Source organism: Nocardioides sp. L-11A (genome assembly GCA_029961745.1).
Taxonomy (GTDB): Bacteria; Actinomycetota; Actinomycetes; order Propionibacteriales; family Nocardioidaceae; genus Nocardioides.
On record CP124680.1, the window covers coordinates 714,179 to 727,499 of the forward strand.

A 13,321-nucleotide genomic window follows, 5' to 3' on the forward strand; every position below is an offset into this window, starting at 1 on the left:
CGCCGTGGAGCCGCCGGAGGGTGTCGTCGCCGACCTCGTCGCTGCCGGTGAGCACCTCCCGGCAGTGCCTGCGCTCGCGCTGACGCCGACCGTGGAGCGGGAGGTGCGAGCCGGCGCGCGGTCTGACGACCCGTGGAACGCGGTGCGCCGGTGGATCTCGGTGCGTGGTGACCGGACCGGTGCGTTGTCCGGACTCCGGGTCTCGCTCAAGGACTCGGTCGCGATCGGTGGGGTGCCGCTGACCTGCGGCTCGGCGGCCCTGCCCGACTTCATACCGTCGGGTGACGCCTCGGTCGTGCGGGAGTTGTTGGACGCCGGTGCCGAACTGGTTGCCGTCACCACGATGGACGACCTCGCCTTCTCCGGTGGTGGCGACTCGTGCGTCGACGGCCCCGTGCTCAACCCGCACGACCCGACCCGCAGCGCGGGCGGCTCGTCCAGCGGTGCCGCGGCCTCTCTGCACCTCGACGGCGTCGATGTCGCGATCGGCACCGACCAGGGCGGTTCGTCGCGTGTCCCAGCGTCGTGGTGCGGGGTTCTCGGGCTCAAGCCGACCCGCGGTCTGGTGCCGTACACCGGGGTGGTGCCGGGAGAGCCCAGCCTCGACCACATCGGTCTGCTCGCGCGCACGACCGGCGTGCTGCGCCGAGTGCTGGGTGTGGTCGCCATCGACGACGGGACCGATCTGCGCCAGCGCGGCGTGCCCCGTCTCTCGGAGTCGACGTCCGCCGGTCCGCTAGGCGCTCGGGCCGTCGTGCTGCGCGCTCTGGTCGACCGGTCGGCGCCCGAGGTCGCCGCGGCATTTCGTCGCGACTGCGACGCCGTCCGGGCCCTGGGGGTGAACGTGGTCGAGACCGACCTCGATCCCGATGCCTTCGGCCCGGTCGCCGCCGGGCTGTTCGTCGAGGGGCTGGCAGCCACGCTGGCCGGTACGGCGTCCGGATTCGGGCACCGGCACGTCGAGTGGCGTGAGCTCACCCGCGCGCTCGAGGACGGAGTGCGCCGGCACGAGGAGCGGCTCAGCCTCGCCGTACGCGTGACGCTGGCCGCGGCGCGCACGCTCGCTCGGACCCGTCCGGGTGAGGCCTACAGTCGGGCCGCCGCGCAGGCGGGAGCATTGACCGCCGCGTTCACGGCGCTGCTCGCCGAGTTCGACTTCGTGCTCACCCCGACCACACCGTTCCCGCCGTTTCCGGTGATGGCCGCTGGACCGGAGGACCAGGTGCGCCGCGGCTGGGCGGTCCTGGGCAACACCGGCTTCGCCAACGTGACCGGCCAGCCGGCGCTCTCCGTCCCGCTCTCGCTCGCCGACGGGATGCCCTCCGGGCTCCAGATCGTCGGCGCGCACGGCACCGACCTGCGGCTGCTGGACCTGGCCGCCGCCCTACTCCAGGAGGCTCCACGTGATTGAGCAGACCCCGATCCCGCGCCTGATGCGCGCCGCCGTGTGCGAGGGCGGCCCCGGCGGCCGGGTGGTAGTGCGCGAGGTCCCGGTGCCGGTGCCCGGCCCGGGTGAGGTACTGCTGCGCGTCGACCGCGCGGGACTCAACCGGCACGACCTCTTCGTGCTCGACCGCGCGGACGACACCGTGCGCGGACTCGTGCTCGGCTCCGACGCCGTAGGCGAGGTCGTGGCGTGCAGTCCCGGCGTCGACGACGCGATGCTCGGTCGCAGCGTCATCGTCAACCCCTGCCTGGGCTGGTCCGACCCGGCCCGGCCTCCCTTGGTCCCCGAGGTGCTGGGCGATCCGCGACCTGGCACCCTCGCCGAGTACGTCGCCCTGCCATGGGAGAACGTCGTCCCCGCGCCTGCCCACCTAAAGCCCGACGAGGCCGCCGGGCTCGGGCTCGCGGCGATGACGGCGTACCGCGCACTGTTCAGTCAGGGTGGCGTCGCCGACGGGACCCGGGTGCTGATCACCGGCGCCGGCGGTGGGGTCGCCGGCCTCGCGATCACCTTGGCGCACGCCGCGGGTGCCTGGGTGGCGACCACCTCCCGCTCGACACGGGCGCTCGAGCATGCAGCCGCGCTCGGCGCGGACGCGGGCGTGCTCGACGCCGCAGACTGGTCCGCCGAGCTCGGCGCCGTCGACGTCGTCCTCGACTCGGTCGGCGCGCCGGCCTTCCCCCGCGCGCTGCGCGCACTGCGGCCGGGAGGGCGGCTCGTCAGCTTCGGCGCGACGGTCGGGGCGTTGACGGCGCTCGACCTGCGGGATCTGTTCTTCCGGCAGGTCTCGGTGACGGGGAGCTCGATGGCGAGCGCCCCGGAGTTCGCCGCGATGCTCGCCTTCGTCGAGCGTCATCGGATTCGTCCGCCGGTCGGCGCGGTCCACGACCTGGACGACGTGGAGACCGCGTTGGCCGACCTTCGCGATGGCGCCTCTCTCGGGAAGGTCGTCGTCCGTATCACCCGCACTGCTACTGAGGAGAAGCGTTGACTCGAACGAACAGGATGACGATCCGACTCACTCTGGCCGGCACAGCCCTCGTAGTTCTGAGCGCCTGCGGCGAGGGGGCCGGCGGCGGCAGCGGGGATATCGACCAGGAGAGCGTCGCCGCCGCTTCGCAACGGGTGGCGTCGGCGCGCGACGCGTTGCCTGCCGACCTGCCTGATGCGCCGATCGAGGCGCCCACGGACCGTTTCGTGGCTGTCGTGGCGTGCAACGCCGCGCAGCCCGGCTGCGCAGACCCGGCCCGGGGTGCGGTCGAGGCGCTCGAGGCGGCCGGACTCCGCGCCAAGCTGATCGATGGACAGGGCACCAGCGACAAGCAGAACGCCGCCATCCGGCAGGCCCTGGCACTGCGCCCGGACGGGATCATCACCTCTGCGATCGACCCCGAGACCGTGCAGCAGGCGTTGGGGGAGGCGCGGCGCCAGGGTGTCGCGGTCGTCAGTCTCGCCGCGCTGGGCGAGAGCGAGCTCGTGGATGCCAACGTCGGACCGACCGTCGCCGACTACACGGCGACCGGCACTCTCCTGGCCGACCTCGCGATCACCGAACAGAAGGGTGCGGTCAAGGCGCTGGTCCTGCATGACGAGGGTTTCGCCGTGCTCGAGCCCCGCTTCCGAGGCTTCGTCGAAGGACTGGACGCGTGCTCGTCGTGCGAGGTCTTGGAGGAGCAGACCTTCACCTCGGCGGACCTGGCCGTCGGCGTCCCGCGCCTGGTCCAGCAGCTCGTCCAGCGTCACCCCGACGTCAACACCTTCTACGTCGACTACGACGACGCGGTGCCGCCACTGCTGCAGGGCCTGCGGTCGGTGGGCCGTGACGACGTACTCGTGCTCGGTTCGAACGGCACGGTGGACGCGACCCAGTGCATCGCCTCGGACTGCGGTCAGGCCGCGACGACCGCGTTCTCGCTCGACGGCATCGGCTGGGCCGCGGCGGACAGCATGCTGCGCGTGCTCGCCGGCAGCCCGGCGTCGGACGCCGTCTACGGTCTCGGAGTGAAGCTCATCGACGCAGAGGTGGCTCGTGCAGTCGTCGACTCGTCGGAGAACGGGATGTGGGACGGTGACGTCGACTACCGCGCGGCGTACCTCGCGCTGTGGGGCGCGGCCTGACCGCGCTTCAGGAGCGCATGGAGACGCCCTCGCGCCAGTAGCCCATGAAGGCGACCTGGCGCCGGTCGAGGCCGAGGTCCTTGACCAGCTTGCGGCGCAGGCCGGTCACGACCTTGGACTCGCCGGCGATCCACGCGTAGAGGCCGGCGTACGGCGCGTCGCCGGTCGGGACGGCGGTCGCGGTGGCGACCTCCTCGCCGGAGGAGGAGTGGACCGGCGTCTCCCACAGGTCGGGGTCGATCTCGTCGTCGGTGACGACGATGGCCTCGGTGTGCGTGGCGCCGGTGAGGTGCGCGAGGACCGCGGCGTGGAGCTCCTCGCCGCGGGCGCCGCCGTTGCGCGGCAGCCAGGTCACGCCGACGCCCGACGGTGCGACGAGCTCCTGGATGTCGGCGTCGACCGGGACCTCGAGGTACGCGGCGCCGGTCGCGTCGGCCGGCAGGTCGCGCAGCACCCCGCGGATGGCGGGGACGGCGGTCTCGTCGCCGACGAGCAGCAGGCGGCTCGCCTCGCCCGGCGACCACTCGATGCCGCCGAACTCGTGGCCCTTGCGGGGCGCCAGTGTGACCAGGCGCTGCCCGGGCGCCGCCTGGAGCGCCCAGCGGTTGCCGGCGCCGTCGAGGCCGTCGCCGTGTCCGTCGGCGTCGTCGCTCTCGTGCACCACGATGTCGACGACCAGGCGGGTGTCCGATCCCTCGCCGAGGATGTCGCGGATCGTGTAGGTCCGCATCGAGCCCCGCTCGTGCTCCGGGATCTCGATCCAGGTGGTCCACCAGGACTCGTCCGCGTGCGCGAACGACGGCAGCGTGCCTGCCGCGTTGGGGAAGATGAGCTTGATCCGCTGGTCGTGGACCGGTCCGTCCGGACCGAGCTCGGCCAGCGCCGCGCCGCCGAGCTCCACGCGCACGAACGAGGGCGAGACGCGCTCGACACGCAGCACCTCGACCTCGGTGAGGAGCATGGGCAGGGTGGCGACGTACTCGTTCTGCTCGACGGTCATGAGGTCAGGCTAACCTAACTGCAGGAATCGCCGGTCGACCGGTGATTCCTGCGCTTGTCGGGCGTTGCAACGCCCGACAAGCGCAGGAGATGCCCGACAAGTCAGATCGTCGTGCGGTGGAAGTTCTGGAACGACCGTGACGGGGTGGGACCGCGCTGCCCCTGGTAGCGCGAGCCGTACTTCGCCGAGCCGTACGGGTGCTCGCTCGGCGACGACAGCCGGAAGAAGCAGAACTGTCCGATCTTCATGCCGGGATAGAGCTTGATCGGCAGGGTCGCGACGTTCGCCAGCTCGAGTGTCACGTGCCCCGAGAAGCCGGGGTCGACGAATCCGGCCGTCGCGTGGGTGAGCAGGCCCAGCCGGCCCAGCGAGGACTTGCCCTCGACGCGCGCAGCGATGTCGTCGGGCAGCGTCACGACCTCGTACGTCGAGCCGAGCACGAACTCTCCGGGGTGCAGGATGAACGGCTCGTCGCCCTCCGGCTCGACCACCCGGGTGAGGTCGGACTGGTCGGCAGCGGGGTCGATCGAGGGGTACTTGTGGTTGTCGAAGACGCGGAAGAAGCGGTCGAGGCGGAAGTCCACCGACGACGGCTGCATCAGCCCGGGGTCGTACGGTTCCAGGCCGATCCGGCCTGCGTCGATCTCGGCGGTGATGTCGCGGTCGCTGAGCAGCACGCCCCGCACCCTACCGGCCGGTGCCGGTTGCGCGTGGCGCCGATCACGGGCGCAGAATGCAGCAATGACGTTCAGCAGGTACGTCGCCCTGGGCGACTCGTTCACCGAAGGGGTCGGTGACCCCGACCCGGCGCGCCCCAACGGCCTGCGGGGATGGGCCGACCGGACGGCGGAGGCCCTCGCCGCGCGCGCGAGCGCGGAGGGCGTCGACTTCGGCTACGCCAACCTCGCCATCCGCGGCCGCAAGCTGCCCGCGATCATCGACGAGCAGGTCGACGCGGCCCTCGCGCTGGGCCCGGACCTGGTCAGCATCCACGGCGGCGGCAACGACGTGCTGCGTCCCAAGGTCGACATCGACGCCCTCGCGGCGTCGTACGACGAGGCGATCGGCCGGCTCACGGCCGGCGGTGCCCACGTCGTCATGTTCACCATCGCCGACACCGGCGACAGCGGGGTGATGAAGGTGATCCGCGGCCGGACCGCGATCTTCAACGAATGGGCCCGCGAGATCGCGGAGAAGCACGGCGCCACGCTCGTCGACATGTGGCGGATGCGCGGGTGGAAGGTGGCGGAGGTGATGGACGAGGACCGGCTGCACCTCAACGCCGTCGGTCACCAGGCGATCGCGATCGCGGCCCTCGACGCGCTCGGGGTCGAGCACGACCTCCAGCCGTTCGACCCGGTGTCCGCGCCGGTCCTGTCCGCGCGCGAGCAGCGTGCCGCCGACCTCGCGTGGGCCCGCACCCACCTGGCGCCGTGGGTGCAGCGCCGGGTCACCGGCCGCTCGTCGGGCGACGGGGTGGCACCGAAGCGACCGACGTTCCAGCCCATCGGGTAGCATCCTCCTCGCTCCGGTTCGCCGGGGTCTGCGGATGTAGCTCAGTTGGTAGAGCGTCAGCTTCCCAAGCTGAATGTCGCGAGTTCGAACCTCGTCATCCGCTCCGATTGAGTTGCGTGAGCGTGTCGCCAGTCGAAGGCGGCGCACAGACCCTTCGGGCCCATGCTTGCCTCCGACGCGCTGCGCGCGGGCGACACGCTGCCACGCCGCGGTCGGGTTGGGTGCGTCCAGGCTCGGCAGGGCGGCACGACGACGTCTGCATGCAGCCATGGCGCCGGCGGCGACACGCTGCCACGCGCGCGGTCGGGTTGGGTGCGTCCAGGCTCGGCATGGCGGGGAGACGACGCGCTGCGCGCGGGCGACACGCTGCCACGCCGCGGTCGGGTTGGGTGCGTCCAGGCTCGGCAGGGCGGCGAGACGACGCCGGTGTGCGGCCACGCTGCCACGCCGCGTCAGGCGGGGGAGCGGCGCCCGCGCAGGAAGTAGACGATCGGCAGGATGCCGGCGGAGTTGACCAGCGCCAGCGCGGTCGCCCACACCCGCTTCGAGCCGTTCACCTGGTCCTCGTCACGGCGCTTCAGGTCGGCGAGCGCGACCGCCTTGAGCGCGCCGTCGACCGCCCCGGTCACGATGATGATCCGCCGCGTCCGCGGGCTCAGGTCGCTCCAGCGCTTCTTCGCCATGCTCTCTCCTCCGGTCGGGGCCGGTCGGCCCGGTAGCACCAGGGTGCCCCATTCCACCCGGGCGACGCCGGGCCGATGTCGGGTTGAATGGGGCCATGGCGCACGAGGAGCCACCGCCCTTCACCTTCGAGCCCCGGACCGGCCGTCCGCTCGGGCTGCTCACCGCGCTGTGCCTGCTCCTGATCGGCGGGGTGTACGCCGGCTACGGCATCGGCTGCACGGTCATCGACGGCAACGACGATGCACCGGCGGCGTACGTCGCGGGCGACTCGATCGGCCTGGCCGCGATCGGCGGGACGCTCGCGGCCGTGGTCGGCTGGCTGACCTGGTCCCTCCTCGTCGACCGGTACCCGCGCTCGCTCGGCCAGCTGCACGCCCCCGGCGTCCTGCTCCCCGCGGCTGCGGGCGGACTGTGGCTGGCCGTGATCGAGCTGGGCGTCACCGGGTGGTACGCCGGGGCCGCCGCCATCGGCGCAGCGGCCGGTGCGCTCACGCTGCTCCTCGCGGTCGCGGCGGCCGCGCGGCGGCACCGGCGCTGGCGTCTGGAACTCGACCTGATCGCCCATGGCACCCCCGTGGCGGCCACGGTCGTGGAGTCCGGCCTGGACCCCGACGACTTCGAGGAGGCGTCCAACGTGATCACCACGGCCGTCTTCCGGTTCACCGGCGTCGACGGCACCGTCTACCGTGTGCGCCGCGGTGTCATCATCCCCGCCAGCGCCCCGCTCGTCGAGGGGCAGCGGACCGTGATCTGGTACGACCCTGCGCGGCCCACCGACGACCGGCTGATGGTCATCGGCATCCAGCACGCCCTGCGCTGGAACGTGCCGGTCCCGCGGGTGCGCACCGACCGGCCCGCCGTACCCTCCTGACGTGGACTTCACCGGATTCCCCGTCGCGGCACTCGACTTCTACGACGACCTCGAGGTCGACAACACCAAGTCGTTCTGGGAGGCGCACAAGTCGGTCTACAACGAGAGCGTGAAGGCGCCGATGGTGGCGCTGACCGACGCGCTCGGCCAGGAGTTCGGCGCGGCGAAGGTGTTCCGGCCCTACCGTGACGTGCGCTTCGCGAAGGACAAGACGCCCTACAAGACCCACCAGGGTGCGTTCGTCGGCGTCGGCTCGGCGACCGGGTGGTACGTCGAGGTGGCGGCGCCCGGCGTCCGGGTGGGCGGCGGGATCTACGAGGCGTCGGGAGCCCGCCTCGCCCGGCTGCGCGAGGCGATGGCCGAGGAGAAGACAGGCAAGGTGCTGCAGCGGATCCTGCGCGACCTGGAGCGCGGCGGCTTCGAGGTGGCCGGCGAGCGGCTCAAGACCGCGCCCCGGGGCTACGAGAAGGACCACCCGCGCATCGAGCTGCTCAAGATGAGGACCGTGCTCGGTATGCGGTCCTACGGCTTCGAGCCGGTCGTGCACACCGCCGAGTTGCTCGACCGGGTCCGCGACGACTGGCGCCGGCTGCGCCCGCTCGTCACCTGGGTCGCCGAGGCGATCGCCGAGTAGTCGGAGCAGTCCGATCTGTTGCTCGTCCTCCTGGAACGGGCTGCCCACCCGGCACACCGCTCGACCAGGTCAGGGTCAGACGTTGCCTTGTGACCAGTCCGTCCAAGCAGCAGTGCTGGCCGGCACCGCGATGTCGGTGACCCGAGCAGAGCGCCCGGCAAGCGCGGCCTCGTGCACCTCGATGCCCAGGCCCGGTCCTGTCGGCACCGCGAACGCACCCCTCTCCAGGTGCTCGAGGGTGAAGGGGCTCGCGTCGAGGATCTCGTGCCACGGCTCCGCCATCGAGTAGGGGAACTCCACCAGGCGGAGCGTCGTGAGGGCACTGGAGGCGTGCAGGTTCGCCGCGAAGGCGACCGGGCCGGCGGCCGAGTGCGGCATGACCGGTACACCGGCCAGTTCGGCGAGCTCCCCGATCCGCACCATCTCCAGCAGCCCCCCGGAGGTGGCCGGGTCCGGCTGGAGGACGTCGGCACGCCCGTCCCTGATCGCGTGGTCGTAGTCCCCCGCCATGCCGAAGTGCTCACCGTACCCAATCGCCACCGCGGACTGATCCACCAGCCGTTGCACGCCCAGGTGCCGCTCCTGGGGGAGGGGCTCCTCGAACATCGAGACCCCCAGGTCGGCCAGGGCCCGGCTGACGCGCAGGGCCGTGTCCAGGCTGTAGTGCTCGGTGCCGTCCACGAAGATGTCGACCGTCGGCCCCAGTCGATCGCGCACCTGGGCCAGGGTGGCCAGGTCCGTACGCCAGTCCAGTCCCAGCCGGAGCTTCACCGCCCCCACCCCGCGCGCCAGCCAGGGCTCGAGGTTGTGCACGTGCCAGTCGGCATCGCCCTGGAAGAGGAAGTGGCTGGAGGCGTAGACCCCGAGCCGCTCCCGGTGGCCGCCCAGCATGCTGCGCACGCTAAGCCCGTCCCGGCGACCCACCGCGTCCCACAGGGCCATCTCGACCGCGCTCACGGCGTGGCCGACCGGGCCGGCGAGCCCGGGTCGGCGCCGCAGCTCCGACTTCAGCAGACCGGCGACCTGGGGCACCGAGACCAGGCCCGGTCGTCCCAGCAGCGGAGCCAGCACGTCCTGCACGATCGTGCGCAGCAGACCGGGATGGGCGAACCCGTATCCATCGCTCGCCTCACCGAATCCCGTCACCCCCTGGTCGAGTCGCACCCGCACCATGGCGTGCGGCAACCCATCGAACTCGAACTCGTACACCCGCAGGTCCTCGACCCTGAACGCAGGCAACGACATCTCCCCTCCTCCACTCCGGACCGTGACGAACGAACTCCCCAGCTCCACGCCGCCGGGGCCCAGCAGAGGGGGCGTGGCCGGACCGAGCCGGCCCCGCCCCCAGCGGTCAGAACGAGTTCCTGCGGGACAGGATCTCGTGCACCAACGGCTCGAAGTGCTCCAGCGGGGCACTCACGTAGTCCGGGTCGAACGCGGCCTGGTCGTACTTGAAGCAGAACTCCTCGGTGTACTCGAAGTACTCGGAGCCGCGGAACTTCTCCCGGGTGTTGCGGTCCCACCCCAGGTGGTGCCAGAAGTAGTACCCCTGGAAGACGTCATGGTTGGCGACCATCCAGTGGTTCGCCTCGGAGACGAACGGCTTCAGTACCGCCGCGGCGATGTCGGGGTGGTTGGCCGGAGCCATCACGTCCCCGATGTCGTGCAGCAACGCGCAGAGGATGTACTCCTCGTCCCGACCATCTGCCTCGGCGCGGGTGGCCGTCTGCAGGGAGTGTTCGAGCCGAGTGATCGGGAACTCGCCCTTGGCGTCTCCCAGAGTCCGCAACATCTGCAGGGCGTGCTCGGGCACCTTGCTCTGTTCGGTCGCCCAGCCCGGCGTGATGAGGTCCCAGTCCTCCTTCGTGGACTCGATCATGCTGGTGAACCTGACTCCAGAACTCACAACGAACACCTTCTTCTCTCACTCATCTGTGGACCTTCGAACGTCACTGCCGGCCGCCCGTCCGCGCGGGCCACGGGCCGGCTCCGGCACTACTTGGGGGCCCGGCCGTGGTTGTCCCACCACAGGATCCGACGGCGCAGCAGCGTCAACACAGCGACCAGGAGCAGTCCCAGCGCGCAGAACATCGAGATTCCGGCCCAGGTCACTTCGAGGTTCGCCTGGGATGCGGCGATGGAGACCATGGCGCCCAACCCGGCCGCCTCTCCGGCAGCCACGAACTCGGCGACCGCGGCCCCGATGATCGCGAAGGGGATGGCGATCCTCAGCCCGGCGAAGAAGAACGGCATGCTCCCCGGGAACCGTAGCCTCCAGAAGATCTCCCACCTGCTCGCGTCGACCACCCGGAGCACGTCCAGCGTGCCCGGGTCCACCGCTCTGAGCCCGGCCAGGGAGTTGATCAGGATCGGGAAGATCGCCACGATGATGGTGACGATGTACTTGGGCAGCATCCCGAATCCGAAGGCCACGACCAACGCCGGAGCAATCGCGATCACCGGCGTCACCATGATGACCATCACCACCGGCATGAGAGCGCGTTCCAGAATCTTGAACTCGCACATCAGAACGGCCAACAGATAACCCAGGACGACGGCAGCGCCGCCTCCCACCGCCACCTCTTTCAGGGTGACCAGGAGATTGTTCCCATAGGCGCTGGGGTCGTTGGTGATGCTTTCGACGATATTTCCCAGAGGTGGGATGACGAAGGGGTTCGAGTGGGCCACATATTCCCATGCGATTCCCAGCAGCGCAAAGGTGACCAGGGGCGGAACCCAGAGACCGAAACGCCAGCGCGCCCGGGCAGACCCCTTCGGAACCGCACTCTTCAGGGTCTTTCCTGCGGCTTTCTCGGCACGTGGTCGACGTGTTTGCTCCAGCTCCACCGTCACGCTGGATGCCTCCTCAGTCCTCGGCATTCTTCATCACCCTCCTCAGGCCCTCCCGGATCCGGATCTCGTACTCACGGAACTGCGGACTCAGGAACACCGATTCGTCCCGGGGTCGTGGCAGGTCGATCTCGGTGATCTCGGCGATTCGTCCCGGTCGAGCCGCCATCAGCACCACGCGGTCCGAAAGCAGGATCGCCTCGGGAACCGAGTGCGTGATGAACATGACCGACCGCCGGTTGGACTGCCAGAAGTCCAGGAGCCCCAGTCGTTGCTGGTCCCGCGTGATCTCGTCCAGGGCTGAGAACGGCTCGTCCATGAGCAGGACGGGCGGGTCGAACACGAAGGCGCGGGCAATCGCGACGCGCTGCTGCATGCCACCGGACAACTGGCGTGGGTACTTGCGCAGGTCCTTCCCCAGGCCGAAGGAGGTGAGCAGCTCGTCGACGTCCAACAGGTTGCGGCCCGCGTTGGCAGCGGTGTTCACCTGGGTGGGCAACAGGACGTTGTCGCGTACCGAGCGCCAGGGCAGCAGGGCCGGGGTCTGCGGCACCAGTCCCATCGCCTTGTGGCGAATCGCCTGGGGAACTGCCTCGCCGTTGATCGCGACCGACCCCTCGTCGGCATCCAGGAGCCCGGCGATGATGCGCAGCAGGGTGGACTTGCCGCAGCCGCTGGGACCGATCACCGAGACGAACTCGCCCGGGGCGATGCGCAGATCGACGTCATCGAGAACCGTGACCGGTTGGCCGCGGACGCCGAACCTCTTGGTGACTCCTCGTGCCGTGACCTCGGCACCTGCGGTGGTCAGCGCCGCGTTCATTCGCCGGGCCAGATCAGCACGCCGGCAGCGTCGTACAGGTCCGTGACCAGGTCGAAGTCGACCACGGTGTCGAGATCCGGGATCTCCTTCGTGTCGCTGAACTCCCGAGTCAGCGCAGCGGCTGCCTCCCACTCCTCACGGGTGTGGGCACCCAGCGGCTTGACCGTGCTGTCCCGGATCCACTGCGACTCCACGGCCCAGGTCCGCTTCTGCTGGTCCAACGGGAACGAGTCGCCCTGGTTGTCCTGGGCGGCCAGCTCGGTCACGTGTTCCACGCACTTGTCCTCGTTGTCCAGGCAGTACTGGAGCGCCTTCAACGTGGCCCGCATGAAGTCGGCGGCGGTGTCCCGGTGCTCCTCGAGGAAGGTCGAGTTCACCTCCATCACGCTGTAGGTGCTCTCGACGCCTGCGTCGGCCGGCAGGAACTCGCTGAACTCGATGCCCTGTTCCTTGAGGCTGGCGCACTGACTCGACGCGTAGGCGATCTCGGCGTCGATCGTGCCGCGGGTGACGATGGTCGGGTCGTAGTTGGTGATCTTGGTGAACTTCACCTTGTCCAGGTCGACGCCGGCCTTGGCGAGCTGTGCCCGGGCCACCGGGGCGACCTGGGTGAAGTAGCCGAGCCGCTTGCCCTCCAGGTCCTTGAGGGTCTTGATGTCCTTGTGGGCCAGGATGCAGTGCGGGTCGGTGGTGCCGTAGGTCGCCACCGCGGTGATGTTGTCGGCGTTCACCACGGTGTCCAGGACGCTGGGCGCCGACCCCACGGAGGTGAACTGGGCCTTGTTGGCGTTGACCAGTTGCTGGCCCGACGCGCCGGCGGTGTTCATCTCGACGTCGAGGCACAGGGCGTCGTAATAGCCCAGGTCTCGCGCCATGAAGACGTCCATGATCGAGCCGCTGGCGGCGTAGCTGTAGGACGAGATGTAGGTGATCTTCCCTGCTTCCTTGTTCCGCTGACATGCCGCGTCGTCCGGGGCGTAGCCCGCGATGTCGGTCGCGCCTTCCACCGGCTGACGGTCCGACGTGTCGGCAGCGTTCGAGTCCGAGCCGCACGCGCTGACGGTCAATCCGAGAACAACGGTCAATCCGCTGAGCGCAAGCTGTGAAATGGTCTTCATAGTTCCTCACTTGTAGGCAGCGATTGGGTTTGTTGGGTCGCCAAGAAAGGCTCGCGCCCAAAATCAGGGCGTCACGAATTGACGTCGCGGGAACGACGTCGAATCAGAGACGGGGTGCCGCGGTCTCAGTAACGGCCGAGAAGGCCCTGGTACTGAGTGGCGGGTGCGACCCATCGGGGACGAGTCGCAACAGAAGGTGATGTATTCGGATCGACTCCTCTCTGACGTAGCGTCCGTCACGCGCGGATGGCGTGCATTCGA

General features: G+C 70.1%; 14 protein-coding genes and 1 tRNA gene. 7 read left to right on the forward strand and 8 right to left on the reverse strand.

All coding sequences use genetic code 11. From position 1 onward, the window contains the following. The first annotated feature begins 4 nt into the window (after window positions 1–4). The 3 genes from QJ852_03200 (at window position 5) to QJ852_03210 (ending at window position 3,565) form a co-directional block, all read left to right on the forward strand. On the forward strand, window positions 5–1,411 hold the full coding sequence (locus tag QJ852_03200; protein WGX97449.1) for an amidase family protein: 1,407 nt from the start codon (window positions 5–7) through the stop codon (window positions 1,409–1,411). Then, on the forward strand, window positions 1,404–2,438 hold the full coding sequence (locus tag QJ852_03205) for a zinc-binding dehydrogenase (protein ID WGX97450.1): 1,035 nt from the start codon (window positions 1,404–1,406) through the stop codon (window positions 2,436–2,438). Before QJ852_03200 ends, QJ852_03205 begins: the two co-directional genes overlap by 8 nt. Before the next feature lie 206 nt (window positions 2,439–2,644). Beyond that, a complete protein-coding gene (locus tag QJ852_03210) occupies window positions 2,645–3,565 on the forward strand; it encodes a substrate-binding domain-containing protein (protein ID WGX97451.1) in 921 nt (306 codons plus the stop codon). Window positions 3,566–3,572: 7 nt separating this feature from the next. On the opposite strand, the gene QJ852_03215 is transcribed toward QJ852_03210, so the two are convergent. Both QJ852_03215 and dcd read right to left on the reverse strand, forming a co-directional pair. Then, on the reverse strand, window positions 3,573–4,565 hold the full coding sequence (locus QJ852_03215) for a siderophore-interacting protein (protein WGX97452.1): 993 nt from the start codon (window positions 4,563–4,565) through the stop codon (window positions 3,573–3,575). A gap of 101 nt (window positions 4,566–4,666) precedes the next feature. Further along, entirely contained in the window at window positions 4,667–5,242 is a 576-nt protein-coding gene (gene dcd, locus QJ852_03220; GenBank protein ID WGX97453.1) for a dCTP deaminase, read from the reverse strand. Between the two features lie 64 nt (window positions 5,243–5,306). Here dcd and QJ852_03225 point away from each other — a divergent pair, with 64 nt between their 5' ends. Together QJ852_03225 and QJ852_03230 are read left to right on the forward strand one after the other, a co-directional pair. Next, complete coding sequence (locus QJ852_03225; protein ID WGX97454.1) at window positions 5,307–6,080, forward strand: SGNH/GDSL hydrolase family protein; 774 nt, start codon at window positions 5,307–5,309, stop codon at window positions 6,078–6,080. A gap of 30 nt (window positions 6,081–6,110) precedes the next feature. Then, window positions 6,111–6,183: transfer RNA gene (locus QJ852_03230), tRNA-Gly, on the forward strand. Between the two features lie 349 nt (window positions 6,184–6,532). On the opposite strand, the gene QJ852_03235 is transcribed toward QJ852_03230, so the two are convergent. Next, window positions 6,533–6,763, reverse strand: a complete 231-nt coding sequence (locus QJ852_03235) for a DUF5652 family protein (protein ID WGX97455.1) — start codon at window positions 6,761–6,763, stop codon at window positions 6,533–6,535. A gap of 95 nt (window positions 6,764–6,858) precedes the next feature. Between QJ852_03235 and QJ852_03240 the strand changes: the two genes are divergently transcribed. Continuing rightward, window positions 6,859–7,635, forward strand: a complete 777-nt coding sequence (locus tag QJ852_03240; GenBank protein WGX97456.1) for a hypothetical protein — start codon at window positions 6,859–6,861, stop codon at window positions 7,633–7,635. A 1-nt stretch (window position 7,636) separates the two neighbouring features. Further along, window positions 7,637–8,269: a DUF2461 domain-containing protein gene (locus QJ852_03245; GenBank protein WGX97457.1), complete on the forward strand. Its 633-nt coding sequence runs from the start codon at window positions 7,637–7,639 to the stop codon at window positions 8,267–8,269. Between the two features lie 75 nt (window positions 8,270–8,344). On the opposite strand, the gene QJ852_03250 is transcribed toward QJ852_03245, so the two are convergent. The 5 genes from QJ852_03250 to QJ852_03270 form a co-directional block, all read right to left on the reverse strand. Next, window positions 8,345–9,514 (reverse strand): mandelate racemase/muconate lactonizing enzyme family protein, encoded by a 1,170-nt coding sequence (locus tag QJ852_03250; GenBank protein WGX97458.1) that lies wholly within the window; start codon window positions 9,512–9,514, stop codon window positions 8,345–8,347. 106 nt (window positions 9,515–9,620) lie between these two features. Then, window positions 9,621–10,148, reverse strand: coding sequence for a hypothetical protein (locus QJ852_03255; GenBank protein ID WGX97459.1), 528 nt, complete (start codon window positions 10,146–10,148; stop codon window positions 9,621–9,623). 116 nt (window positions 10,149–10,264) lie between these two features. Beyond that, window positions 10,265–11,122 (reverse strand): ABC transporter permease subunit, encoded by an 858-nt coding sequence (locus QJ852_03260; protein ID WGX97460.1) that lies wholly within the window; start codon window positions 11,120–11,122, stop codon window positions 10,265–10,267. 13 nt (window positions 11,123–11,135) lie between these two features. Next, on the reverse strand, window positions 11,136–11,942 hold the full coding sequence (locus tag QJ852_03265) for an ABC transporter ATP-binding protein (protein ID WGX97461.1): 807 nt from the start codon (window positions 11,940–11,942) through the stop codon (window positions 11,136–11,138). Next, window positions 11,939–12,949 (reverse strand): ABC transporter substrate-binding protein, encoded by a 1,011-nt coding sequence (locus tag QJ852_03270; GenBank protein WGX97462.1) that lies wholly within the window; start codon window positions 12,947–12,949, stop codon window positions 11,939–11,941. Before QJ852_03270 ends, QJ852_03265 begins: the two co-directional genes overlap by 4 nt. Window positions 12,950–13,321 lie beyond the last annotated feature (372 nt).